General features: G+C 72.3%; 28 protein-coding genes. 16 read left to right on the forward strand and 12 right to left on the reverse strand.

The genetic code is table 11. From position 1 onward, the window contains the following. The first annotated feature begins 10 nt into the window (after positions 1-10). From IEX89_RS11245 to IEX89_RS11255, 3 genes are read left to right on the forward strand one after another with little or no spacing between them, the layout of a single operon-like run. Complete coding sequence (locus tag IEX89_RS11245; protein ID WP_244645309.1) at positions 11-922, forward strand: heme/hemin ABC transporter substrate-binding protein; 912 nt, start codon at positions 11-13, stop codon at positions 920-922. Next, a complete protein-coding gene (locus tag IEX89_RS11250; RefSeq protein WP_188912904.1) occupies positions 919-2022 on the forward strand; it encodes a FecCD family ABC transporter permease in 1104 nt (367 codons plus the stop codon). The genes IEX89_RS11245 and IEX89_RS11250 overlap by 4 nt, the downstream gene beginning before the upstream one ends. Further along, positions 2019-2870 carry a heme ABC transporter ATP-binding protein gene (locus IEX89_RS11255; RefSeq protein WP_188912905.1) on the forward strand — a complete coding sequence of 284 codons (852 nt, stop codon included), beginning with the start codon at positions 2019-2021 and terminating at the stop codon, positions 2868-2870. Before IEX89_RS11250 ends, IEX89_RS11255 begins: the two co-directional genes overlap by 4 nt. A gap of 6 nt (positions 2871-2876) precedes the next feature. On the opposite strand, the gene IEX89_RS11260 is transcribed toward IEX89_RS11255, so the two are convergent. Together IEX89_RS11260 and IEX89_RS11265 are read right to left on the reverse strand one after the other, a co-directional pair. Beyond that, positions 2877-3653, reverse strand: a complete 777-nt coding sequence (locus IEX89_RS11260) for a DUF1499 domain-containing protein (protein WP_188912907.1) — start codon at positions 3651-3653, stop codon at positions 2877-2879. Between the two features lies 1 nt (position 3654). Then, complete coding sequence (locus IEX89_RS11265; RefSeq protein ID WP_188912909.1) at positions 3655-4554, reverse strand: LysR family transcriptional regulator; 900 nt, start codon at positions 4552-4554, stop codon at positions 3655-3657. Positions 4555-4674: 120 nt separating this feature from the next. Here IEX89_RS11265 and wrbA point away from each other — a divergent pair, with 120 nt between their 5' ends. After that, on the forward strand, positions 4675-5274 hold the full coding sequence (gene wrbA, locus IEX89_RS11270; RefSeq protein ID WP_188912911.1) for an NAD(P)H:quinone oxidoreductase: 600 nt from the start codon (positions 4675-4677) through the stop codon (positions 5272-5274). A gap of 4 nt (positions 5275-5278) precedes the next feature. Here the strand turns inward: wrbA and IEX89_RS11275 are convergent, their stop codons facing one another. Next, positions 5279-6256 carry an L-threonylcarbamoyladenylate synthase gene (locus IEX89_RS11275; protein ID WP_188912913.1) on the reverse strand — a complete coding sequence of 326 codons (978 nt, stop codon included), beginning with the start codon at positions 6254-6256 and terminating at the stop codon, positions 5279-5281. Positions 6257-6458: 202 nt separating this feature from the next. Between IEX89_RS11275 and IEX89_RS24620 the strand changes: the two genes are divergently transcribed. The 5 genes from IEX89_RS24620 (at position 6459) to pal (ending at position 13274) form a co-directional block, all read left to right on the forward strand. Beyond that, positions 6459-7535 carry a methyl-accepting chemotaxis protein gene (locus IEX89_RS24620; RefSeq protein WP_280513917.1) on the forward strand — a complete coding sequence of 359 codons (1077 nt, stop codon included), beginning with the start codon at positions 6459-6461 and terminating at the stop codon, positions 7533-7535. 154 nt (positions 7536-7689) lie between these two features. After that, on the forward strand, positions 7690-9558 hold the full coding sequence (locus IEX89_RS11285) for a potassium/proton antiporter (RefSeq protein ID WP_188912914.1): 1869 nt from the start codon (positions 7690-7692) through the stop codon (positions 9556-9558). Positions 9559-9686: 128 nt separating this feature from the next. Continuing rightward, complete coding sequence (locus IEX89_RS11290) at positions 9687-12152, forward strand: heavy metal translocating P-type ATPase (protein WP_280513918.1); 2466 nt, start codon at positions 9687-9689, stop codon at positions 12150-12152. After that, positions 12149-12538, forward strand: coding sequence for a Cu(I)-responsive transcriptional regulator (gene cueR / locus IEX89_RS11295; RefSeq protein ID WP_188912916.1), 390 nt, complete (start codon positions 12149-12151; stop codon positions 12536-12538). Before IEX89_RS11290 ends, cueR begins: the two co-directional genes overlap by 4 nt. Positions 12539-12752: 214 nt before the next feature. Continuing rightward, positions 12753-13274 carry a peptidoglycan-associated lipoprotein Pal gene (gene pal / locus IEX89_RS11300; protein WP_188912918.1) on the forward strand — a complete coding sequence of 174 codons (522 nt, stop codon included), beginning with the start codon at positions 12753-12755 and terminating at the stop codon, positions 13272-13274. 41 nt (positions 13275-13315) lie between these two features. Here pal and IEX89_RS11305 read toward each other — a convergent pair whose 3' ends face one another. Then, on the reverse strand, positions 13316-13774 hold the full coding sequence (locus tag IEX89_RS11305) for an Lrp/AsnC family transcriptional regulator (protein ID WP_280513920.1): 459 nt from the start codon (positions 13772-13774) through the stop codon (positions 13316-13318). 136 nt (positions 13775-13910) lie between these two features. Between IEX89_RS11305 and IEX89_RS11310 the strand changes: the two genes are divergently transcribed. After that, a complete protein-coding gene (locus IEX89_RS11310) occupies positions 13911-14174 on the forward strand; it encodes a DUF6356 family protein (RefSeq protein WP_188912922.1) in 264 nt (87 codons plus the stop codon). Here the strand turns inward: IEX89_RS11310 and IEX89_RS11315 are convergent. Then, positions 14165-14662: a CIA30 family protein gene (locus IEX89_RS11315; protein ID WP_188912924.1), complete on the reverse strand. Its 498-nt coding sequence runs from the start codon at positions 14660-14662 to the stop codon at positions 14165-14167. The two genes, IEX89_RS11310 and IEX89_RS11315, sit on opposite strands and share 10 nt — an antisense overlap. A gap of 177 nt (positions 14663-14839) precedes the next feature. Between IEX89_RS11315 and IEX89_RS11320 the strand changes: the two genes are divergently transcribed. From IEX89_RS11320 to IEX89_RS11335, 4 genes are read left to right on the forward strand one after another with little or no spacing between them, the layout of a single operon-like run. After that, positions 14840-15370: a putative pterin-binding protein gene (locus IEX89_RS11320; RefSeq protein ID WP_188912926.1), complete on the forward strand. Its 531-nt coding sequence runs from the start codon at positions 14840-14842 to the stop codon at positions 15368-15370. Next, positions 15367-17148, forward strand: a complete 1782-nt coding sequence (locus IEX89_RS11325) for a sensor histidine kinase (protein ID WP_188912928.1) — start codon at positions 15367-15369, stop codon at positions 17146-17148. The genes IEX89_RS11320 and IEX89_RS11325 overlap by 4 nt, the downstream gene beginning before the upstream one ends. A 15-nt stretch (positions 17149-17163) precedes the next feature. Next, complete coding sequence (locus IEX89_RS11330) at positions 17164-17538, forward strand: response regulator (protein WP_188912930.1); 375 nt, start codon at positions 17164-17166, stop codon at positions 17536-17538. A 46-nt stretch (positions 17539-17584) separates the two neighbouring features. After that, positions 17585-18406 (forward strand): response regulator, encoded by an 822-nt coding sequence (locus IEX89_RS11335; protein ID WP_244645312.1) that lies wholly within the window; start codon positions 17585-17587, stop codon positions 18404-18406. A 27-nt stretch (positions 18407-18433) separates the two neighbouring features. On the opposite strand, the gene IEX89_RS11340 is transcribed toward IEX89_RS11335, so the two are convergent. The 6 genes from IEX89_RS11340 to IEX89_RS11365 form a co-directional block, all read right to left on the reverse strand. After that, positions 18434-19228, reverse strand: coding sequence for an MOSC domain-containing protein (locus tag IEX89_RS11340; RefSeq protein WP_188912932.1), 795 nt, complete (start codon positions 19226-19228; stop codon positions 18434-18436). 25 nt (positions 19229-19253) lie between these two features. Continuing rightward, a complete protein-coding gene (locus IEX89_RS11345) occupies positions 19254-20240 on the reverse strand; it encodes a hypothetical protein (protein WP_188912934.1) in 987 nt (328 codons plus the stop codon). A gap of 128 nt (positions 20241-20368) precedes the next feature. Continuing rightward, the gene (locus tag IEX89_RS11350) at positions 20369-20848 is read right to left on the reverse strand and encodes a hypothetical protein (protein WP_188913435.1); all 480 of its coding nucleotides are present in this window, start codon (positions 20846-20848) and stop codon (positions 20369-20371) included. Positions 20849-20893: 45 nt separating this feature from the next. Then, the gene (lysA, locus tag IEX89_RS11355; RefSeq protein ID WP_188912936.1) at positions 20894-22162 is read right to left on the reverse strand and encodes a diaminopimelate decarboxylase; all 1269 of its coding nucleotides are present in this window, start codon (positions 22160-22162) and stop codon (positions 20894-20896) included. A 10-nt stretch (positions 22163-22172) separates the two neighbouring features. After that, positions 22173-22415 (reverse strand): LPS translocon maturation chaperone LptM, encoded by a 243-nt coding sequence (lptM, locus tag IEX89_RS11360; RefSeq protein WP_188912938.1) that lies wholly within the window; start codon positions 22413-22415, stop codon positions 22173-22175. Between the two features lie 64 nt (positions 22416-22479). Further along, complete coding sequence (locus IEX89_RS11365) at positions 22480-22740, reverse strand: DUF6455 family protein (protein ID WP_188912940.1); 261 nt, start codon at positions 22738-22740, stop codon at positions 22480-22482. 201 nt (positions 22741-22941) lie between these two features. Between IEX89_RS11365 and IEX89_RS11370 the strand changes: the two genes are divergently transcribed. Then, positions 22942-23370, forward strand: coding sequence for a Panacea domain-containing protein (locus IEX89_RS11370; protein WP_188912942.1), 429 nt, complete (start codon positions 22942-22944; stop codon positions 23368-23370). An 11-nt stretch (positions 23371-23381) separates the two neighbouring features. Next, the gene (locus IEX89_RS11375) at positions 23382-23852 is read left to right on the forward strand and encodes a hypothetical protein (RefSeq protein WP_188912945.1); all 471 of its coding nucleotides are present in this window, start codon (positions 23382-23384) and stop codon (positions 23850-23852) included. A 51-nt stretch (positions 23853-23903) separates the two neighbouring features. Here IEX89_RS11375 and IEX89_RS11380 read toward each other — a convergent pair whose 3' ends face one another. Further along, on the reverse strand, positions 23904-24041 hold the full coding sequence (locus IEX89_RS11380) for a ribbon-helix-helix protein, CopG family (RefSeq protein WP_188912946.1): 138 nt from the start codon (positions 24039-24041) through the stop codon (positions 23904-23906). Between the last annotated feature and the right edge of the window lie 78 nt (positions 24042-24119).

Here is a 24119-nt window from a genome sequence, read left to right on the forward strand (position 1 = left end):
GGACATCTCCATGCTCGCCACCCTCGCCCGCGCCGCGGCGCTCGCCGCCTTCGTGTGCGCTCCCGTTTGCGCGCCCGGCGCGGCTTTCGCCGCCGAGGAGGAGCGCCTCGTCGTCGCCGGCGGCGTCCTCACCGAGATCCTCTACGCGCTGGGCGCGCAGGACCGGATCGTGGGCGTCGACACGACGAGCCTCCATCCGCCCCGAGCGCTGGAGGAGCATCCCGACATCGGCTACCTGCGCGCGCTCTCGGCGGAGGGCGTGCTCTCGCTCGCGCCCGATCGCGTGCTCGCCACCGACGCCGCGGGGCCGGCGGACGCCCTCGACCTGATCCGCCAGGCGGGGGTCGACGTCGAGATCCTGCGCGAGGAGCCGACGGAGGCGGGCGTCCTCGCGCGCATCCGCGAGGTCGGCGCGCTCGTCGAGGCGGAAGAAGCGGCGCGGGCGCTGGCGGACGAGGTCGCGGCCGGCTTCGCGGCCCTGGCGCAGGCCCGCGCGACCATCGAGGCGCCCGTGCGCGTGCTCTTCGTGCTCTCGCTCCAGAACGGGCGCGCGATGGTGGGCGGTGCGGGCACCTCGGCGGACGCGATCATCACCTTGGCCGGCGGCGAGAACGCCGTGTCGGGCGTCGACGGCTACAAGCCCGTCACCGACGAGGCGATCATCGCGGCGGCGCCGGACGTGATCCTCTCCATCGGTCGCGGCGACCACGCGCTCTCGCCGGACGACGTGTTCGCGCTGCCCGCCTTCGCCATGACGCCCGCCGCCGCCGAGCGCCGGCTCGTGACCATGGACGGCCTCGCGCTCCTCGGCTTCGGCCCGCGCACGCCGCAGGCGGCGGCGGAGCTGATGAAAATTCTCCATCCCGAGGCGGTCATCGCGCCCGTCATCGCGCCTCTTCTGCGCGCCGAGGCGACGCGATGAGCGCGGGTCTCGCCGCGGGCCGGCTCGCGGACGCGCCGAGCGCGCTCGCGGCGCGCCGGCGCCGGGCTCGGCTCGGGACGGGCCTTCTCGTCGTCGTCCTCGCCGCGATCTCGATCGTGGCTCTCGGCGCGGGCGCGGTGGCGATCCCGCCGGGCCGCGTCGTCGCGATCCTCTGGGAGGCCGCGACGGGGGCGGGCGCGGATGCGGGAGACGGCGCGCGCGACGCCCTCGTCGTCACCGGCATCCGCCTGCCGCGGGTCGCGATGGGCATCCTGGTCGGCGCCGCGCTCGCGGTGGCGGGCGCGCTGATGCAGGGGCTCTTCCGCAATCCCCTCGCCGATCCCGGCCTCGTCGGCGTCTCCTCGGGCGCGGGGCTCGCCGCGGGGATCACCATCGTGCTCGGCGAACGGCTCGTGCCGGCCGCGCTCGGCATCGATCCCTTCGCGCTCCTGCCCGTCGGCGCCTTCCTCGGCGGCCTCGCGACGACGCTGCTCCTCTACGCCATCGCCACACGAGGCGGGCGCACGTCGATCGCGACGATGCTCCTCGCCGGCATCGCGCTCGGCGCGCTGGCGGGTGCCGCGAGCGGCGTCCTCGCCTTCATGAGCGACGATCGGCAATTGCGCGATCTCACCTTCTGGTCCCTCGGCTCGCTGGGCGGCGCCACCTGGAGCAAGCTCGCAATCGTGGCGCCGATCCTCGGCGCGACGCTCCTCGCGACGCCGATTCTGGCGCGCGCGCTCAACGCCCTCGTCCTCGGAGAGGCGGAGGCCTACCACCTCGGCATCGCGGTGGAGCGGGTGAAGACCGCGATCGTGATTCTCGTCGCCGCCGCGGTGGGGGCGAGCGTCGCGGCGGCGGGCGTCATCGGCTTCGTCGGCATCGTCGTGCCGCATCTGCTTCGCCTCGCCATCGGGCCCGACCACCGCGTGCTGCTGCCCGCCTGCGCGCTGCTCGGCGCCGCGCTGCTCGTTCTCGCCGACATCGTGGCGCGCACCCTCGTCGCGCCCGCCGAGCTTCCCATCGGCATCGTCACGGCGGCGATCGGCGCGCCGTTCTTCCTGTGGCTCCTGCTGCGCCGGCGAGGGTTCTTCCCGTGACGCAAAACGACACGCATCCCCTCGTCGCCGCCGAGGGCGTCGCCTATGCGACGGCCGGCCGAACGCTGCTCCACCCGATCGACGTGTCGCTCGCCGCCGGCGAGATGGTCGTCGTCGTCGGACCCAACGGGGCCGGCAAGTCGACGCTGCTCAAGCTCCTCTCCGGCGAGCTGGCGCCCAGTGCGGGCCGCGTCCTCTACGAGGGCCGCGACGCGCGCGCCTGGACGCCCTGGCGGCTCGCCGCCAAGCGCGCGGTGATGGCGCAGTCGGAGGCGCTCGCCTTTCCCTTCACCGTCGCGGAGATCGTCGGCATCGGCCTCGACGGCGCGGCGGGCCGGCTCGGGGGCGAGGCGCGTGACCGGCGCATCCTCGCGGCCCTGGCGCGGGCGGACATCGTCCACCTCGCCGCGCGCGACGTGCAGAGCCTCTCGGGCGGCGAGCGGCAACGCGCCCAGTTCGCCCGGGCGCTCGCCCAGCTCGAAGCGGGCCGGGCGGCGGGGGAGGGGAGCCAGGTCCTGTTCCTCGACGAGCCGGTCTCGAGCCTCGATCTCGGCCACCAGATCGCGCTGCTCGAGGCGGCGCGGGCGCTGGCCGACGATGCCGAGAGCCCGCTCGGCGTGCTCGCGGTGCTCCACGACCTCAACCTCGCGGCGCTCTACGCCGACCGCATCCTCGCGCTCTCGGACGGGCGGCTCGCCGCAGCCGGCGCGCCCGCCGACGTCCTCGATGCGCGTCTGTTGCGCGACGTGTTCCGCGTGCCGCTGCCCGTCCATCGCCGTGGCGACGCCGGCCCGCCCTTCGTGCTGCCGGAGCGGCCCCGCGGCGATCTCGGCCACGGCGCGCTTTGACGCGCTTCAGAGCAGGCTCGCGCGGGCGTCGATCTCGGCGAGCAGCCGCTCGATATGCCAGCGGCTGCCGCCGAGATCGGCGAAGGGCGCGCGGGTGACGGCGCGGGCGTCGACCCGCGCGCCCTCGCTCGTCGCCGCGACGCGGATCGTCAGCTCCACCGGCAGGCGCAGGACGAGGGAGGCGGTCGTCGCCTCGAGCCGCGCCGCCGCGCTGCGTCCACCGGGTGCCGCCGCCTCGACGATCTCCCAGCCGAGCGCCTCCGCCGCCTCTCTCGTGAGGGCGAAGGCGGCGTCCTCCGGCAGCGCGAGATCGAGCGGCGCGACGGGCGGCGCCGCCGCGCGCTGGCGCTCGCGAAGCCCGGGTAAAGGCGGGGGCGGGCGCCAGCCCTCGCGCGCGACGCTCGCGGGGCGCGAGGCGGAGAACGTGAGCGGCGGGACCGGGCGCGTCGTCACGTCGAGCATGGGCGGGCCGGCGAAGGCGAGGCCCGCCAGCACCGCCGGGTAGGCGAGGGTGAGCACCGCGAGCACGAGCCCGCCCACCGCGCGCCCGAAGCCGCGATGCCCCTCGTTCCAGATTCGCACGAAGGCGAAGAGCGCCAGCAGCAGCGCCAGCCCCGCGACGATGCAGGCGGCGGCCAACGCCGCGAGGCCCGGCTCGAGCTCCACCCGCCGCCAGCGCGTGAGCACGCCGGCGAGCACGAAGACCGTCAGCGCGAGCCAGCCGAGCCTGAGCGACCAGGTCGCGGGACCCGACATCGGGTCCTCGACGATGAGACGACGCATCTCAGCCCTCGATCAGCGCGCGGCGCGAGCCGATCTCGCCGGCCACGAAGTCGAGGAAGACGCGCACCCGCGCCGAGCGGCGCAGATCCGGATGGGTGAGGAGCCACAGGCTCGCGGAGAATTCCGGGCGGATGTCCGAGAGCCGGCGCAGGCCCGGATGCGGATCGCCGATGACGCAGGGGATCGCGCCGATGCCGATGCCGGCCTCGATCGCCTCGGCGAGGCCGAGCACGGTGGAGAGCTTCGCCGCCACCTTCTCCGGCGCCACGTGGTCGCGCACGAACTTCGCGACCTTGAGGCCCGACAGGTTGTCGCCCAGCGAGACCCAGTCCCGGTCGTAGAGCGTCACGAGGTCGGGCACGTGCGGGTCGGGAAAGTCGCTGCGGCGGCCGTAGAAGGCCCAGTTGATGGTGGCGAGCCGGCGGCCCACCAGCGTCTCGGGGGGCGAATCGGTGGCGCGGATGGCGACGTCGGCGTCGCGCTTCGAGAGGTTCAGCGCCTGGTTCGACAGGACGAGGTCGAGGCGAATCTCGGGATAGCGCTCGCGGAAGTCGGCGAAGATCGGGATCAGCAGGTGGACGAGGAGCGAATCGCTCGTCGTCACCCGCAATTCGCCCGCGGGCGCGATGTCCTGGCCGGCGATCTTGCGGGCGAAGCCGTTGATGTCCTCGTCCATCCGCTCGGCGATGGCGCACATCTCCTCGCCCGCCGTGGTGAGCACGTAGCCGGTGCGGTGGCGATCGAAGAGCTTGACGCCCAGCGCGCTCTCCAGCTGGCCCAGCCGCCGGAAGGCGGTGGAATGGTTCACGCCCAGCGCCGCCGCCGCGCCGGTGAGCCCGCGGGCCTCGGCGATGGTCTTCACGAGCCGGAAATCGTCCCAGGCGAGCTGGCTTGTGGTCATGATCTCTTGCGTCCGCGCAAACTGAGGCTTTTGAACATACATGTGGCGTTGCGTGGAGGAAAGACTAAGTTTCGCCGCGACGGCCGCTCCGGGCGGCCCCCGAAATCAGGAGATACCGCCATGGCGAAGGTTCTCGTCCTCTACTACTCCACCTGGGGCCACATCGAGCAGATGGCGAACGCCGCCGCCGAGGGCGCGCGCGAGGCCGGCGCCGAGGTCGTGGTCAAGCGCGTGCCCGAGCTCGTCCCCGACGAGATCGCAAGGAGCGCGCACTACAAGCTCGACCAGGCCGCGCCGATCGCCGACCCCAACGAGCTCGCCGATTACGACGCGATCATCTTCGGCACGCCCACGCGCTACGGCAACATGGCCGCCCAGATGAAGAACTTCCTCGACCAGACCGGCGCGCTCTGGGCGCAGGGCAAGCTCGTCGGCAAGGTGGGCTCGGTCTTCACGTCCTCGGCGACGCAGCACGGCGGCCAGGAATCGACGATCCTGTCCTTCCACACCGTGCTCCTGCATCACGGCATGGTGATCGTCGGCCTGCCCTACGCCTTCGCCGGCCAGATGGGCGTGGACGAGGTGAAGGGCGGCTCGCCCTACGGCGCCTCGACGATTGCCGCCGGCGACGGCTCGCGCCAGCCCTCGGCGGTGGAGCTCGACGGCGCCCGCTTCCAGGGCCGCCACGTGGCCCAGATCGCGGGCAAGCTCGCGGGCTGACCCCTCAGCGCTCCGCGGCCGCGCGCGCGAGCCGGTCGCGGATGGCTTCCCCGAGACCGTGGACGGGGATGGGGACGATCGCGATCGTCTCCGCCCCGCTCGCGTCGAGCCGTCGCATCGCGCCGAAGAGGCGCGCCGCCGCCTCCGCGAGATCGCCGCTCGCGCTCAGCGTCTCGCGGGCGAGGGCGCGGTCCGCTCCGGCGGGCTCGTCCGGACCGAACAGCAGGGCCGCCTCGTCGGGCCCGATCTCGCGGGCATCGAGGCGCACGCGCGCGCGCGGCGCGTAATGCGAGGCGAGCATGCCCGGGGCCTGCACCCCGCCTTCGGGACGGGCGCCGTCGAGCGGACGGCCGAGCACGGCCTCGATCGCCTCGCGCGGCACGCCGCCGGGGCGCAGCAGGCGCGGCGTCCCGTCGAGGCAGGCGACGATGGTGGATTCGACCCCCACCCGTGTCTCGCCACCGTCGAGAACCGCCGCGATCCGGCCCTCGAGATCCTCCAGGACATGGTCGGCGGTCGTCGGAGACACACGTCCCGAGCGGTTCGCCGACGGTGCGACGATCGGACGCGCCGCTGCCCTCAGCAGCGCCTGCGCCACCGGGTGGGCGGGCACGCGCAGGGCGACGCTGTCGAGCCCGGCGCGGGCCACGTCGCAGACGCTCCCCCCGTCCGCACGCGGCACGACGAGGGTCAGCGGACCCGGCCAGAACGCCTCCGCGAGGCGCCGCGCATCCGCGTCGAAGACCCCCTCCGCCATGGCGGCTCGCGCGTCCGGCAGGTGCGCGATGAGCGGATTGAAGCGCGGACGCTCCTTCGCGGCGTAGATTCGCACCACCGAATCGGCGTCGGTGGCGTCCGCGCCGAGCCCGTAGACCGTCTCCGTGGGAAAAGCCACGACCGCGCCCTCGCGCAGGAGCGCGGCGGCGTCCGCGATCGCGGCGAGATCGTCGGCGGGGAGGCGGCGGGTGGGCATCGGGCTCATGGCGTATCGGCGGATCGGGCTGTGCGCGGTGGCGGCCGGCGCGGAGCGCGCGTCTCGCCCGGCGCGGAGCACGCGTCTTAGCACGCTGCGCCGCGCGCCGCGCCAGCGAATTCGGCCGCAACCACGATGCGCGTCAAAGTGGCATCGTTCATCTTTCCTTAGGGCTGTTCGTCATAATCGTCCCCGCTACCGGAGGGGAAGAATGACCAAGCCCATGCCCGTCGCCGTCACCAAGGTCGATACCAAGGCCGATCCCGATACGTCGTTGTCCGGCATCGTGTCGCGGACGGCGGAGCTGCGCAGCGTCGCCGTCGAGAAGACCCGGCGCATCCAGCAGATCACCGGGCAGATGAAGATTCTCGCCCTCAACGCCATGATCGAGGCGCAGCGCGCCGGCGAGCAGGGGCGGGGCTTCTCCGTCGTGGCGCAGGAGGTGCGCTCGGTGGGCGACATCGTCGCCGCCGTCTCCCGCGAGCTCGAGGATCACCTCGCCCAGCGCATCCACGATCTCCAGTCCGAGGTCGAGACCCTGGCCGACCAGGCCGCCGGGCAGCGCTACGTCGACCTCGCGCTCAACGCTATCGAGCTGATCGACCGCAATCTCTACGAACGTACCTGCGACGTGCGCTGGTGGGCGACGGATTCCGCGGTGGTGGACGCCGCAGCCCAGCCCACGGACGAGGCCGCCCGCTACGCGTCCAAGCGCCTCGGCGTCATCCTCAACGCCTACACGGTCTATCTCGACCTGTGGCTCTGCGACATGGACGGCCGGGTCATCGCCAACGGCCGGCCCGACCGCTATCCCGTTCGCGGGCGCTCGGTGGCGCAGGAGCCCTGGTTCCGGCGCGCCGCGAACCTCTCCTCGGGAGACGACTACGTCGCCGCCGACGTCTCGCGCCAGCATCATCTCGGCGACGCGCAGGTCGCGACCTATTGCGCCAGCGTGCGCGAGGGCGGCGAGGCGCACGGGCGCCCGCTCGGCGTGCTCGCCATCCATTTCGACTGGGAGCCGCAGGCGCGCGCCATCGTCGAGGGCGTGCGCATCGCACCCGAGGAGCGCGAGAGGACGCGGGTCCTCCTGCTCGACGCCGAGCAGCGCGTCATCGCCGCCTCCGACGGCAAGGGAATCCTCTCCGAGCGCCTCGCGCTGCCGCTGCGCGGGCGCCGCGCCGGCTTCGATCACATGAAGGACGGCAGCCTCGTCGCCTTCCACGCGACGCCCGGCTACGAGACCTATGCGGGGCTCGGCTGGTACGGCGCCATCGTGCGCCGGGTCTGAAGGCCGACGCGATTTCGCCCGGCGCCGCCCCGGCGCCGGCAGCCCGCCCCCGGCGCATGCCCGCATCCCGCGTTTTCGCCTTTCGCGAGGCCCCCGCTCTCCGCTAAGCATCGTCACTCGGCACGTACGAGGCGCAAAGGCGGCGAGACGCGAGATGGACAGCCTGGCAGTCGCGAACCTGGTGCTGCTCTTCGGCGCGTTCTTCGTCGTCCTGGGCATCGCGACGAGCCTCGTCGCCTCGCGCTTCGGCGCGCCGCTGCTCTTCCTCTTCCTGTGCCTGGGCATGATCGCCGGCCAGGACGGCATCGGCGGCATCGTCTTCAACGATTTTCGCGTCGCCTATCTCGTCGGCTCGCTGGCACTCGCCGTGATCCTGTTCGACGGCGGGCTGCGCACGCGCTTCTCGAGCTTTCGCGGCGTGCTCGTGCCCGCCGTCATGCTCTCGACCGTGGGCGTCGTGATCACGGCGGGGGTGACCGGCCTCGTCGCGGCTCTCGTGCTCGATCTCGGCCTCCTCGAAGGCCTGCTGGTCGGCGCCATCGTCGCCTCCACGGACGCGGCAGCGGTGTTCTTCCTGATGCGCTCGAAGGGCGTGCAGCTGCGCCGGCGCGTCGCCAACGTCATCGAGATCGAGAGCGCCACGAACGATCCCGTCGCCGTCTTCCTCACCATCGTGCTCGTCGAGCTCGTGCTCGCGCCGCAGGGGAATGGCTGGGTCGAGATCTCGCTCATCCTCGCCCAGCAGGCGCTGGTGGGCGCCGCGATCGGCGTCTCGGGCGGGCTGGCGCTCGCCTACGTCCTCAACCGCGTCACGCTGCCCCAAGGGCTCCACCCCCTTCTCGTCGTCGCGGCCGCGGTGCTGATCTTCGCGCTCACCGGCGTGCTGGAGGGCTCGGGCTTCCTCGCCGCCTATCTCGCGGGGCTGATCCTCGGCAATCGTCCGGTGCGGGCCTTCCCCACGATCCTCTCCTTCCACGACGCCACGACCTGGCTCTCCCAGATCGTGATGTTCCTGGTGCTGGGCCTGCTCGTCACGCCCTCGACGCTGATCGACTACGCGCTGCCGGCGCTGCTGGTCGCCGCCTTCCTCATCGTCGTGGGCCGGCCTGTGGCGGTGTGGCTGTGCCTCACGCCGTTCGGCTTCTCGCGGCGCGAGAAGACCTTCGTCTCGTGGGTCGGCCTGCGTGGGGCGGTGTCGATCTTCCTCGCCGCGATCCCGACCCTGGCGGACGTGCCGAACGCGGACGTGTATTTCAACGTCGCCTTCTTCGTCGTCCTGGTCTCGCTGCTGGTCCAGGGCTGGAGCATCGCCTGGGCGGCGGGGCGGCTCGGGCTCAAGGTCCGCGACACCGGGCCCGAGATCAAGCGCCTGGAGATCGACCTGCCGGGCCAGCTCGAGCTCGAGCTCGTCGGCTACCCGGTCGCCGACCAGAGCCCGGTGCTGGCGGGCGCCGTCTTCCCGTCCTGGATGCGCATCGTGATGATCGTGCGCCGTGGCGAGGTCCTCACGCCCGAGGGGGCGGGAGACCTGCAGGTGGGGGACTACGTCTACGTCCTCGCCCCGCCCGCGCGCGTTGCTCGCCTCGACCGCCTCTTCGCCACGCTCGACGGCGCCACCGCCTTCGGCGTGGGCACGTTCTCGTTCGCGGGCGATGCGCCGATCGAGGACGTCTGCACGCTCTACGGCCTGCACGTGCCCGCCGACCTCAAGGGGCTGACCGTGGCAGACGGCTTCGCCGAGCGCTTCGAGGACCGCGTGGACATCGGCGACCGCATCGCCATCGAGCCCGCCTATCTCCTCGCCACCGCGATTCGCGACGACCGCGTCGCCAAGGCGGTGGTCGAGTTCGAGGAGGATGGCCGCGAGGGCCCCCACGGCATCGCCGGGCGCTTCGGCGCGCGGATGCGCGAGCGTTTCGTCGCGCGAAAGGCCCGCTCCGGCGAGACCCGGCCCTCGCCGGACGCCGCCGCGGACGCCGCGCGGGAAGCGCCGTCGCGCCGAGACGAAGCAGCGTCGCTCTGAGACGCGGCCGCGGGCATCGCCGCACGGTCATATCGCGGGAAAACCCGCATTGACCTTCCCATGATGGGAGACTTTATCGAGGACGGGACATGCGATGCGGCGTTCGACGCCGCCTCTCCCGGAGACCGATGATGAACCTCCAGCAGAAGACGCCGCAAGGCGCCGCTCCCGCCACCGCTCTGACGCGCCTCGACATCGACGTCGGCGGCATGACCTGCGCCTCCTGCGTGCGCCACGTCGAGCGCGCCGCCGGCGCGGTTCCCGGCGTCGCCGACGTGTCCGTCAATCTCGGCGCCGAGCGCGTGAGCCTCGACTTCGACCCTGCCCGCACCGACGCCTCCGCCATCGCGGCCGCCATCGAGGACGCCGGCTACGAGCCGCATGCGCGCACCCTCGCGCTCGCGATCGACGGCATGACCTGCGCCTCGTGCGTCTCGCGGGTGGAGAAGGCGCTCGCCACCGTGCCCGGCGTGACGGCGGCCTCCGTCAACCTCGCCAGCGAGCGGGCGACGATCACGGGCTACGGCCGCGATATCGAGGCGCTCGCCATCCGCGCGGTGGAGGATGCCGGCTACGGCGCCAAGCCCGTCGCCGACGAGGCGCAGGCGACGCGCGACGCCGAGATCGCGGCGACCGAGCGCCGGGAGATGGCGCTCGTCGTCGTCGGCCTCGCGCTCACCGCGCCCCTGGCGCTGCCCATGCTCGCGATGCCCTTCGGCGTCCACGCCATGGCGCCGGGATGGGTGCAGCTCCTCCTCGCCACGCCGGTCCAGTTCTGGCTGGGCTGGCGCTTCTACCGCGCCGGCTTCAAGGCGCTGCGGGCGAAGACCGGCAACATGGAGCTCCTCGTCGCCATCGGCACGTCGGCGGCCTATTTCCTGTCGATCTGGCTGCTCCTCACGGCGCCCGCGCATCACGCGCCCGAGCTGTATTTCGAAGCGTCGGCCGTGATCATCACCCTCGTCCTGCTCGGCAAGCACCTCGAGGCGCGCGCCAAGCGCCGCACGGCGGACGCGGTGCGCGCGCTGATGGCGCTGCGGCCCGACACGGCGCGCGTGCGGCGCGCGGACGGGAGCGAGGTCGAGGTGCCCGTCGCGCAGGTCGCGCTCGGCGACACGATCGTCGTCCGCCCCGGCGAGCGCGTGCCCGTCGACGCGACGATCCGCGAGGGCGCGTCCGAGATGGACGAGAGCATGGTCACCGGCGAGAGCCTGCCCGTCACCCGCGAGCGGGGCGAGCGCATCATCGGCGGCTCGGTGAACGGCACCGGCGTCCTCGTCGCCGAGGCGGTGGCGGTGGGCGGCGACACGACGCTCGCACGCATCGTGCGCCTCGTGGAGAACGCGCAGGCCTCCAAGGCGCCGATCCAGAAGCTCGTCGACAAGGTGGCGGCGATCTTCGTGCCCATCGTCGTCGGCATCGCGCTCCTCACCTTCGCCGCCTGGTACCTGACGACCGGCGATCTCGAGCTCTCCATCGTCACCGCGGTGGCGGTGCTCGTCATCGCCTGCCCCTGCGCGCTCGGCCTCGCCACGCCCACCGCCATCATGGCCGGCACGGGAGCCGCAGCCCGCGGCGGCGTGCTGATCAAGGACGCGGAGGCGCTCGAGCGCGCCAAGGCGATCCGCGCGGTCGCCTTCGACAAGACCGGGACGCTGACGGAGGGCCGTCCGCGCCTCGCCGGCTTCGTCGCCCTCGACGGGGAGCGCGCGGACGCGCTCGCCGTCGCGGCGGGCCTGCAGGCGGGGAGCGAGCACCCGCTCGCCCGCGCCGTCGTGGAGGCGGCCGCCGCAGAGGGCCTCGCGCCCTCCCGCGCCGAGGACGTCCGCGCCGTGGCCGGACGCGGGCTCGAGGGGCGTGTCGGGGAAGCGCGCTACGCCATCGGCAGCGCCCGCCACATGGCCGATCTCGGCATCGCGGTCGAGACCGCCGCCGAGGGCGCGCGGCGCGAGGCCGAGGAGGGGCGCTCCGTCTCCTATCTCGCCGCGCTCGACGAGCACCCGCGGCTCCTGGCGCTGCTCGCCTTCGCCGACACGCCCCGCGCCAGCGCCGCCGACGCCGTGCGGCGCTTGAAGGAGATGGGCATCGCCTCGATCATGCTCACCGGCGACAACGAGGGCGCCGCGCGCGCCGTCGCCCGCGCCATCGGCGTCGACGAGGTCGTCGCGGAGGTGCTGCCGGAGGACAAGGCGCGCATCGTCTCCGAGCTGAAGGTGCGCTTCGGCGAGGTCGCCATGGTGGGCGACGGCATCAACGACGCGCCGGCGCTCGCCGCCGCCGATCTCGGCATCGCCATGGGATCGGGCACCGACGTCGCCATGGAGGCCGCGGGCGTGACGCTGATGCGCGGCGATCCGGAAGCCGTGGCGGACGCGATCGAGATCGCCCGGGCGACCCAGGCGAAGATCCGCCAGAACCTGTTCTGGGCCTTCGCCTACAATTCGGCCGGCATCCCGCTCGCGGCGCTGGGGCTGCTCAGCCCCGTCATCGCGGGAGCCGCCATGGCGTTCTCCAGCGTCAGCGTCGTCTCGAACGCGCTCCTCCTGCGGCGCTGGAAGCCGAAGGCGTCCTCGAGCGCGGGGAGGGCGTCATGAAGATCGGCGAGGCGGCCAAGCGCTCCGGCGTCTCGGCGAAGATGATCCGCTATTACGAGGAGATCGGCCTCCTCGCACCGGCGGGGCGGGCGGGCAACTCGTATCGCGACTTCGATGCGCGCGAGGTGCACGAGCTCGTCTTCATCCGCCGGGCGCGGGCGCTCGGCTTCTCCATCGAGGAGATCGCCCGCCTGCTCGCCCTGTGGCGCGATCGCGGGCGGCCGAGCCGGGAGGTGAAGGAGATCGCCGATCGCCACGTGGCGGATCTCAAGGCGCGCATAAGCGATCTCCAGGGCATGGTCGACCAGCTCGAGCACCTCACGCGCTGCTGCACGGGGGACGACCGTCCAGACTGCCCGATCCTCGCCGACCTCGCGAGCCCGTGATCGGAAAGCGTGGCCTCGGCGGCGGGACCCGCCCCCGTCCCGCCGCATTCACGCTCGATTAACCCTGACCGAAACGCGGCGCGGCATCGTCGATTCGCGTCGTCCCGGGTAAGGCTCCGTCAACCAAGACGAGCGATCACGTAGGGGCGGGTGAAACGTGCGCCGGGGCACGCGCGCGCCGCCCGCAGACGTCCTCCAGGAGTTTCATCCCGCCATGCTCGCGTCGCTCACCTCCGTTCGCGCCCTGCGCTTCGCCGCCATCGTGGCGATGCCCCTCGCCTTCGCGGCCTGCGCCGCGACCCCGCCCGGCTCCGAGCTCGGCGGCGGCGCCGGCGCCGGATCGGGCCTCGCCGGTGCGGCGACGCCGGGCTCGGCGCAGGACTTCACCGTCAATGTCGGCGACCGCGTCTTCTTCGAGACCGACCAGTCGACCCTGACCTCCACCGCCCAGTCGACGCTCGATCTGCAGGCGCAGTGGCTCGCCCGCTATCCGCGCTACGCCGTCCTGATCGAGGGGCACGCGGACGAGCGCGGCACGCGCGAGTACAATTTCTCGCTGGGCGCTCGCCGCGCTCAGGCCGTGCGCGACTACCTCGTCGCCCGCGGCGTCGACGCGAACCGCCTGCGCACGGTGTCATACGGCAAGGAGCGTCCGGTCGCCGCCTGTGCGGACACGTCCTGCCAGTCGCAGAACCGCCGCGGCGTCACCGTCCTCGAAGGTGGCGCCGGCGCCTGATCGCGCCCGTTGCCTCATGCGTCCCTTTCCGGCGCTGCCGCTCACGCGTAGTCGAGCGGCAGCGCCGTCGTGTTCTTGATCCGCTCCATGGCGAAGGACGAGGACACGTCGTAGAGGTCCGCCACCGCGATGAGCCGCTTGTAGACCCGGTCGTAGGCGGCGATGTCGGGCACGACGACGCGAAGCAGGTAGTCGACCTGGCCGCTCATGCGCCAGAGCTCCACCACTTCCGGGATCTTCGCCACCGCCTCGCAGAAATGCTTCGCCCAGTCGGCCTCGTGGCGGCTCGTGCGCACCATCACGAACACCGTGACGCCGACGTTGAGCTTGTCCGGGTCGAGCAGCGCGACCCGGCGCAGGATCACGCCGGCCTCCTCCAGCTTGCGGATGCGCCGCCAGCAGGGGGAGGGCGAGAGCCCCACCGCGGCGGCGATCGCCTCGAGCGGGCGCGTCGCGTCCTCCTGCAGGCAGGCGAGGATTCTGCGGTCTATCGCGTCCAGGGTAATCGTTTCCGCCATTCGCCTACTCCGCAGAAAATTCTTCCGCGACGCTAGCGAACGGCGCCGAACTTCGCAAAGCGATTTCCGCCGCTCGGTGCCATCCTTCGGTCGTGTTCGCAAGCCGCAGGAGCCCCCGATGCCGAACGAGACCGACAGCCGCTTCTCCTTCACGGCCCACCCGGCTTCCGTCGGCGAGAGCTATGTCGAGCACATGGGCGTCGCCTTCTCCTTCGGCGGCCGCATGCTGGCGGCCGGGCTCGCCTGCCTCGTGCACGGGATCTTCCCGTTCCTGTTCACGAAGACCGGCTCGAAGACGGTGACCGAGCTCCACGAGCGCATGGTCCGCAATCGCGTCCGCCACGCCCATCGCGAGGGCGCCGAGGGCGTCGTTCAGCGATAAAGCGCGAGCCGCGCCAGCGCGAGATCGGCCGTGAAGGCGCGCCCGATGGCGACGAGGCCGACGCGCCGCACCCGCGCGAGGTCGAGCGGCGCCTCGATCCGATGCGCCGCGAAGCCCGCGAACGGCAGGCGCAGCCGCTGCCATTCCGGCAGGGCGACGAAGCTCGCGCGATAGGATTGCCACGGCCGCGTCACCTCCGCCGTGCGCAGGTGGACGCCGTAGGTCTCGCCGTTGCCGAATACGTCGAGCTCGAGCCCGGCATGGCCGGAGAGGTCGATCGCCGCGCCGTCGGGCGCGAGATCGCGCGCCATCTGCAGGAAGCCGCCGTCGTTCTCCAGGCTGACGCGGCCCGTCAGGCGCAGCGCCGCGCGTCCCGCGACCATCTCGCGCGCGAGACCCCCGTCGGAGACCCCGCCCATCACGCGATCCGAGATCGCGCGCCAGCTCTGCGGCGCGTCGGGCATCGCGGTGAATTCGTCGAGGATCATGGTGTACGGCCTTCTCGAGGTTCGCTCCAGAATGGAGCGGATTTTCGCGCTCGCCATCGTTTCGGAGAGGCGATGCGGTGAAACGAGCAAGGTTTTCCTGCTTTCGTGTGCCGCATGAAACCGGGCGAGGCGCCGCAGGCGTCCCGAGCCCGTCTCGTTGCCCTGCGGAGCCTTGCGATGAGTGGCGTACACGATCTCCTGCCGACCCGTCTCGCGCACCGTCTCATGGTGGCGACGCTCGCTCTCCTCGTCGTGTGCGCCGGTGCGGGCGCGGCGTCCGCGCAGTCGCTCCTGGCGCGCTGGGTCGATCGGGACGGCGCGGAGCTCGCGAGCCGTTCCGTCGACCTCGACGTCCTCGAAGGGCTCGACGGACGCACGATCGAGACGAGCACGCCCTGGACCGAGGGCGTGACCCGGTTCGACGGGCCGCGCCTGTCGGCGATCGCCGCGCTGGAGCCCGGCGCGCTCGTCGAGGCGCGCCTCACCGCGCTCAACGACTACGCCATCTCCATTCCCGCCGAGGACATCGTCGCGCACGAGCCGATCCTCGCGAGCCGGCTCGCCGGCGAGCGCATGCGCGTGCGCGATCGCGGGCCGCTCTGGCTCGTGCACGATCTCGATTCCGATCCCGCTCTGCAGACGCAGCGCTACCATGCCCAGATGATCTGGCAGGTGCGTGACGTCGTCTTCGTCGTGGACACGCCATGAGCCTCGCCCTCCGCTCCCGCGCGCCGATGACGCGCCGGCGCCGCGTCGCCCTCGTCTCGCTGCTCATCCTCGCCTGCACCGTCTTCATCGCCGCGACGGCGGCGGTCTACGTGCGCCAGCTCGAGCAGAAGGCGCTCCTCACCGAGTCGATCCGCGGCTCGGGCTGGACGGCCTACCAGGCGAAGCTCGAGCACGTGCGAAGCCTCGCCGCCCTCGATCTCGCCCGTGCCGCCCCCGACGCGCGCCACCTCCAGGAGGCGAGCCTGAGGCTCGAGATCCTGCTCTCGCGCCTCCCGCTCATCAGCAAGTCCGACGACAGCGACTTCCTGCGCGAGATCGAGGGCGTGCCGGAGATGGCGGCGCGCATGGAGCGCGACGTCGCCGCGATCCTCGACGGGCTCTACGCCACGGACCACGACGACCCGGCGCTGCCGGGCCTGCTCGACGGCTGGAACGAGCGGCTCGCGGCCTACGAGGTCGACCTCCAGGCCATGCTCCAGGCGACGGTCGCCTACAACGATCGCCTCTACAAGCGCGAGAGCGAGCTGCGCGAGGCGACGGCGATGCTGCCGCTGGGCTCCCTCGTGATCTCGGGGGCGCTCCTCGTCATCCTGCTCATCACCCAGGTGCGCCGGGCCGAGAGCGGGCTCGACGAGATGCGCGCGGCACGCGCCCAGGCGGCGGAGAACGAGGCGAGCCTGCGGCGCGTGGTCGAGGCGGCGCCCGTCGCCTTCGTCGTCGCCGATCCGCACACCGACGCCGCGGTCTTCATCAACCGCAGCGCCGCCGGCCTCGTCGCCGCCGATCCCCGCGACGGCGCCTGGCGCGCCGCCATCGGCCAGTGCCGGCGCGCCGTCGCCGCGCGCGACGCGCTCGGCCGCGAGAGCGCCGAGACGGCGGTGCCCGTCACCCTGCGCCATCCCGGCGGCTGGCTGATGAGCTGCACGGTCCTCTACGCCCGCATCGTCTGGAACGGGCGCGAGCAGGGGCTCTATGCGCTGGTCGAGACGACGCGCACGCGCACCGCCGAGCGCGAGGCCATGCAGGCCTCGACGCTGGCCGCCATCGGCGAGATGGCGGCGGCCATCGTCCACGAGATCAACCAGCCGCTGGCGACCATGAAGATGGCCTCCTCCAACGCCATCGCCCTTCTGGAGGAGGGCGCACCGCCGGAGAAGCTCAGGCCCAAGCTCGCGCGCATCGACGCGCAGGTCGACCGCGCCAAGCGCATCACCGACCAGATCCGCCGCCTCGTGCGCCGCGGCGACGAGCGGCCGCAGACCCAGTTCGCGCCCCAGGAGGCGATCGAACTCGCGGTCGGCGCCGTCGCCGAGCAATACCAGCGCGCCGGCATCGCGCTCGCGCTGCGCGTCGAGGACGCCCGCGGCGGCGTCGTCGCTGGGGATCGCACGCTGTTCGAGCAGGTGCTCGTCAACCTCCTCGTCAACGCCCACGACGCCTTCGGGACGCTCTCCGCCCGCGCCGCCGACGCGCCCGCGCCGCGGGTGCGCATCGCCGCGCGCATCGAGGAGGACGCGCTCGTCGTCGAGGTGCGCGACAATGCCGGGGGCCTGCCGGAGGAGATCGTCGAGCGCTTGTTCGAGCCCTTCGTGACCACGAAGCCCGCCGGGCAGGGCACCGGGCTCGGCCTGGCGCTCGCCCGCAAGATCGTGGTCGACATGGGCGGGCGCATCACCGGCGAGACCGCCAATGGCGGCGCGCGCTTCGAGGTGCGCGTTCCGCTGGCGGCGACCCGCCTCGCCGCCGCGGCGGCCTGACGAGGAGGCCAACCGATGATCCTGGTCGTGGACGACGAGGAGGATCTGCTCGAGGAGCTCGTCGAGATGCTCGAGCGCTCCGGGCTCGACGTCGTGGGAGAGAGCCGCCCGCGCGCCGCGCTCGACCTCCTCGCGAAGCACCCCGAGATCGACGTCGTCGTCACCGATTGGCGCATGCCCGGGCTCGACGGGCTCGCCCTGATGCGCGCCGCGCGCTGCGACCCGTGCGCGCGGCGTGACCGCACCTTCCTCGTGATGACCGGCCACGAGGGCGAGGCGGGGCTCGTCCATGCGCTCGAGGCCGGCGCCGCCGCCGTGCTGCACAAGCCCTTCGGCGCGGATGCGCTGCTCGCGGCGCTTCACGGTCACGCTCACGCTCACGAAACTTGAAGATTTGTCGTCTACCTGTGCGGGAGGGACAGGAGCCGACGAGCGGATGACGATCATGGCGACGGCCTTCGTGCGCGAGAACGCGCCGGACCAGGAGACCCTCACGGCGCTCCTCGTCGACGACGACGCGGACTTCCTTGAGGAGCTCGCCGACGGGCTGGAACGCTTGCGCGTCGGCGTCGTGTGCGCGCGCGACGCGACGGAGGCGCTCGCGGCCGTCGAGGGGCCGACGCGGATCGACGTGCTCGTGGTCGATGTCGGCCTGCCGCGCATCGACGGCATCGAGCTCCTGCGCAAGCTGCGCGCGCGCCGCCGCGAGCGGCCGCTGCCGGCGATCGTGCTCACCGGCGAGGCGACGCTGGAGCGCGCCGTCGCGGCCCTGCGGGTGGAGGCGCACGACTTCCTGCAGAAGCCCGTCGATGCCCACGAGATCGCCGCCGCCGTGCGCGCCGCCGCCGCGCGCCGGGACGAGACGCCGCCGACGATCGCGCTCCCCGATCCCGCGCGCGAGGAAGCTCCCAAGGCGTGCACGACGCCGGGAGAGCGCCTGGCCTCGCTCTTGGCCGTGCGCAAGGAGCGCAAGCGCATCTTCGGTGCGTCGCTGTTCGAGGACCCCGTCTGGGAGATGCTGCTCGACCTCGCCCATGCGGATTCGCGCGGGGAGGAGGTGGCGGTGACGAGCCTGTGCCTCGTCTCCGGCGTCTCCACCACGACCGCCCTGCGCCGCCTCGACGACATGGCGGCGGCCGGGCTGATCGAGCGACGGCGCGACCCCTCCGACGGGCGGCGCATCCTGGTGCGGCTCACCGACAGCGGCAAGGAGAAGGTCGAGCGCTACCTCGCGACCGTCGACCAGAAGCTGGGCTGACTCACGCGGCGCCGCCGAGCCGCGTCGTCAGAACGGCAGGCTCGCGCTCGCCGCCGCCCGCGCCGGCTCCAGCGTCAGCCGCTCGCCCACCGCGAGCGATCCGCCCGCGACGATCTCGGCATAGACGCCGCAATCGGCGTGGCCGTAGGCCTGCATCAGCGTCTTCGGGATCGCGAGATCGCGGATGCCGGTGGTGGGATCGACGTTCGTCGCCGCGCAGCGCACGGTGCGCTCGCGTACCCGCAGGCGCAGCCCCGAGGGCCCGGCGAGGACGTGGTCCACGAGGTCGAGCTCGGCGAAGGCCGGGAGACCCTCGACGACGAGGTTCGCTCGGAAACGCAGCGGATCGACGGGGGTGCCGACGCGTCCCTCGAGCTCGGCGAGGCTCGCGCGATTGACGAGCGAGACGTAGCCCGTGGGCGAATCCGTGAAGCGAAAGCCCTCGGGCGCGGCGAGGACCTTGGGCATGCCGTCGAGGGCGTCGCCCATGTAGGCGAGGAAGAACGCCTCGATCGCCGCGCGTCCCTCGCCCGTCGAGAGGTCGCCGCGCGCGGCCTCGGCGCCGCCATCGCGGATCGTCAGGACGTGCGTGTCGTGGTCGTAGCGCGTCTCCAGCCGAGCCAGAGCCTCGTGGCGCATGAGCATGAGGTAGTGCCGCTTCGACCGGTGGACCGGGTTTCGCGGGTCGAAGCCCGACGGGCCGTTTTCCACCGCATAGAGCCGATCGCCAGGCACGTAGGCGCCGGCCTCGAGCGCGACGCGCGCCATCGGCTCCGGGGAGAGGCCCTTGACGGGATAGCGATACAATCCGGCGATCCGCATGGCCCGTCTCCTGGAAGTGTCTGGTTCAGCGCGGCTCGAAGCGGCCGATTGCGAGATCCGGCGCGCTCGTGGCCCGGCGCGAGGGAGCCGTGCGTCCGACCCACAGATCGGTGGCGAGCCCGCTCTCGAAGGCGGTGATCGGCGCCTCCCGCCAGCCCGGCGCGTCCGCGTCGCGAACGGCGATCTCGGCGATCTCGGAGACCGAGCGGGTGACGTGGTCGCCGACGATCGCCGTGAAGGGGCGCCCGACGACGGGGCGGTCGAACACCACCTCGAGCACGAGCCGCTCGCGGTCGAGCTCGGCGAGCCGCACGGCGGCGCCGCCGCCCTCGACGAAGGCGAGCTGCATCGTGCGGGCGCGCGGCGCGAAGACGACGCTCTCGATGCGGGTGCGCAGGCGCTCGCCCTTGCCCTCGTCGAGATCCTGGAGAGGGCCGATGACGGCGCCCGCGCCGAAGGAGGTCGTCCCGCGGCCCTCGGGGGCGAGCGGGCGCATGCGCCACAGGCCCGTCGCCGTCTCCAGCGTGAGCACGGGCTCGGAGCGCCCGTCCTGCGTGACCCAGAGCTCCACGAGAGCGTAGCCCCCCGGCTGGGCGTCGCCGACGCGAACGGGCACCTCGGCCGCGGCGAAGAGCCCGCCGGGGCGCTTGACGCCGACCAGCCTGAGCCCCGCATCCTCGTAGAGCGTATTGCGAACGGGCGGCTCGGCGGGGGCAGCGGCCGGCGCGGCCTCGCTCGCGCAGGCGAGGAGATCGGCGGCGGGCGCGTCCGACGCGCCGAGCATGGGCAGGAAGGCGGGATGAGCGGCGACGATGGTGAAGCGCCGCGCCTCCTCGGAGGCGAGGGTCAGCGCCACGTTGCGCGCCCCGGCGCACAGCGCGGGCACCGTGCGGTTCTCGATCGCGACGGCCAGCCCGTCGAGGCTCGCCGCCGAAGCCGGCGAGACGGGGGCCGCTGCGAGGGCGAGAGCGAGAGCGGCGAAGGCGGCGGCGTGGCGGAGGGGGCGAAGCATCTGGCGGGCGCTCGTGATCGGTCGGAGCACCCATCAACCCCATGCGCCGCCCCCGCGCAAGGCCACGGATGCGCGAGAACGCGCGCAGCGCGCGCGCCGTGTCCGCGATGCCGCTCGCGGCGCCGTCCTCAGACCATCGCGAGGGCCACGGCGACCACGATGCCGAAGACCACGATGAGCGCGACGAAGCCGACGACGACGCGACCGTTCCCGGTTCGGGAGATGTCCGTGCCCGCCGGCGCGTCGACCTTCGGCGCGTTCCTGGCGGCCTCCTCGCGGGCGAGGCGCACGCGCTCGGGGGACGGCGGGTTGCCGGCCACCTCGTCGTCGGTGCCGAGCATGGACGTGCCGGGATCGAACACGGCGTTCTTGTCGCCGGTGCGTCCGGAATCCACGTCCGCCTTGAGCAGCGCCGGGTTCGGCCGCGCGTCGTCGGTGGGCGCGTGGTCGCCGGTCATGCGCTCGGACGAGGCGTGGGGCACCATGTCGGGCGTCGGCGGCTTCTCGGTCGCGTCGGCTGGGGTGGAACGGCGCCCGGTGCGGAGCGTGCCGGTCGCGGGGTCGTTCGAACGATCCCGCGCGCGGCGGGACTCGGGTGTCGCGGACATGTGCGCCTCCAATGTGAGACGCCAACGCCGCGGCGGCCCTCGCGTTCAGGCGAGCCAATCGGGCACGCGGTCGCGGCCGATGAGGTCCTCGTAGCGCTCGCGGGGTCGCACCACCGCCATCCGCGCGCCGCCCACCAGCACTTCCGGCACGAGGAGGCGGGTGTTGTAGGTGGAGGCCTGCACCGCCCCGTAGGCGCCCGCCGTCATCACGGCGACGAGATCGCCCGGGGCGAGGGGCGGCAGCGGGCGGGCCAGCGCGAGGTAGTCACCGGTCTCGCAGACGGGCCCCACCACGTCGACGAGGCGCCGCGGCGCCTCGGCTGCCGGCGCGCGCACCGGCTTGATCTCGTGATGCGCCTCGTAGAGCGTGGGGCGGATGAGGTCGTTCATCGCGGCATCCACGATGACGAAGGTCTTGCCCTCGCCCTCCTTCACGTAGACCACGCGCGAGACCAGGATGCCGGCGTTCCCGGCGATCATGCGGCCGATCTCGAAGAGCAGCGTGAGCCCGAGATCGCGGGTGTGGCGCTTGATCGTCTGCGCGAAGAGCGCGGGCGCCGGCGGCGGCTCCACGTCCTCGCGATAGGGCACGCCGAGCCCGCCGCCGAGATCCATGTGATGCAGCGGGTGCCCTTGCGCCATCAGGTCGCGCGCCAGCTCGGCGACGAGGGCGGTGGCGTTGTCGAAGGGCGCGAGATCCGTGATCTGGCTGCCGATGTGCATGTCGACGCCGGTGATGGCGATGCCCGGCAGCGCGGCGGCGCGGGCGTAGACCTCGCGGGCGCGCGAGATCGGGATGCCGAACTTGTTGTCGAACTTGCCCGTCGAGATCTTGGCGTGGGTCCGCGCGTCGACGTCCGGGTTGACGCGGATCGAGATCGGCGCCTCGACGCTCATCTCGGTCGCCACCGAGGAGAGCGCCTCGAGCTCGGGCTCGCTCTCGACGTTGAAGCACAGGATGCCCGCCGCGAGCGCCGCCGCCATCTCGGTGCGCGTCTTGCCGACGCCGGAGAAGACGATGCGCCGGCCCGGCACGCCGGCGGCGAGCGCGCGGCGCAGCTCGCCCTCCGAGACGATGTCCATGCCCGCCCCGCGGCGCGCGAGCGTGCGCAGCACCGCCTGGTTGGAGTTCGCCTTCATGGCGTAGCAGACGAGCGCGTCCATGTCCGCGAAGGCGGCGGCGAAGACGTCGTAGTGCCGCTCCAGCGTGGCGGTGGAATAGCAGTAGAAGGGCGTGCCCACCTCCGCCGCGATCTCTTCGAGCGAGACGTCCTCGGCATGCAGGACGCCGTCGCGATGGGCGAAGTGATGCATAGTCGCGCTCTCAGAGCAGGATGTCGAGGAGGAAGGGCCGGTCCGGCTGCGCCACCGGCACGCTCTCGGGCTGGCGCGGCCCGCCGACGGGGACGTTCACGAGGGGATCGGAGGGCACCGCCGCCTCGTCCGCCAGCGGCGCGGGGCCCGCCCCCGGCGGCGGCTCCAGCGCGCCGCGACGGCCGCAGGCGGAGAGCGTGAGCGCCGTCGCGATCAAGAGAATGAGACCAACGCTCGCCCGACCCGCACGCATCCGACCCCTCCCACGTTCGAGGGCCGCAGCTAAAGCACAGATCGGACGGGCTGGCGAGGGGGCGTCAACGCCGCGCGAGGCTCTCGAGCACGCCCGCATTGGCGCAGAAGGAGGGCGCGTGCTCCGCGCGCTCGGTCTCCGCGAGCCAGGAGCGGCAGGCCCCCTCGTGCCCGCACCCGGCGCAGCGGCGGGCGGCCTGGGCGAGGGCGAGGTCGGCGGCGGGGTCGTCCTGGCCCTCGGGGGCGACCCCGAGCCGCGCCATCATCTCCCCCATCAGCCGCGGCCGCTCCGCTGCCCGCCGCAGCCCCTCGATCATGCTCTTCATCACGCGCGCCTCCGTTGCGATGCGGGGCATGATGGAAGCCGAGGGCGGGGGAGCGCCTTGATCGAGCGCAAGGGGGACTTCTCCAGGTGAAGTCCGGGCTTATGTCGCTTTTTGCCGGTGTGCTCCGGTGACGGCCGTCCGAAGACGTGCTAGAAGATGCCGACGCGCGCAAATAGAAAATCTGGAGTTGAGGAAATTGCCGTGGCTACAGTATTCGACGTAGCAGACTACATCCTCCACCAGAAGGGCGAGATGACGGCGATGAAGCTCCAGAAGCTCGTCTACTACAGCCAGGCCTGGGGCTTGGTCTGGGACGAGGCGCCACTTTTCGACGCCAAGATCGAAGCGTGGGCGAACGGCCCCGTCGTGCCGTTGCTCTTTCAGGCGCACCAGGGCGAGTACGTCGTCTCCCGCGAGCCGAGAGGGGACCGGAACAATCTGTCGGACGAGCAGCGCGAGACGATCGACGCCGTCCTTGCTCACTACGGCGATAAAGCAGCCGCTTGGCTGAGCGACCTGACTCACCGTGAAGACCCGTGGCGGGACGCGAGACACGGCCTAGCCGACGGTGAACGCGGCAATCGCGAGATCACCCACGCCTCGATGGCCGAGTTCTACGGCAATCTCTGAGGCCGCACGCCGTGGGAAAGTCGCCGAAGATCGCGAAGCACGTCGTCGAGCCCGAGCCGACCAAGACACCCAAATACAGGGAACCGGAAATCGAGGGGCTGCCGCTCGCGTGGAGGTTCAGTGCTTGCGATCGGGACGGACCGTTCAGCTGGATCGCCTTCGAAACCGCAGACAAGTTCAAGGAGGTGATCGATCGCCTCCACGATTTCGAGACCAAGTCGTGGAATGATCTGCTTGGAGCGGGGTGTCACCCGATCGAGGTGTACCGCCTCGAGAAGGAGGCTCGTGACCGTCTTCGAGCCATCCAGCGCGATGATCTCGACGAGCTGATGTCGTTTCGCGTCGCGGGCGCGCACCGGCTCTGGTGCGTTCGGGAGCGCAACATCATGCGCATTCTCTGGTGGGATCCCGATCATATGGTCTACAGGACCGAGAAGGATCGTGCGGACAGAACGAAGCGGAAGAGAAAGGAAGGCCGTTAGGTCTTCGACAGCCTCGCCGATCAAATCCGCGTCGACAGGAGGTCTCGCACCTCACAACAACCCCCGCTCCTTCAAATAAGCCGTGACGATCCGGCGGATCATTTCCGACCGGTTCGGCTGGTCGGTCTCCAGGCGCGCGGCTTCGTCGAGGGCGTCCGTGATCTCCTTGCCGGCGCGGAAGCCGACCATGGGACGGATGCCGGTCGGGGGACGGCCGCGTCTTTTTTGATCATCAGATATTGACATCCGCGCCCGGTTTTTGCTAAT

This window comes from Salinarimonas ramus, from assembly GCF_014645695.1.
In the GTDB taxonomy this organism is placed as follows: Bacteria; Pseudomonadota; Alphaproteobacteria; order Rhizobiales; family Beijerinckiaceae; genus Salinarimonas; species Salinarimonas ramus.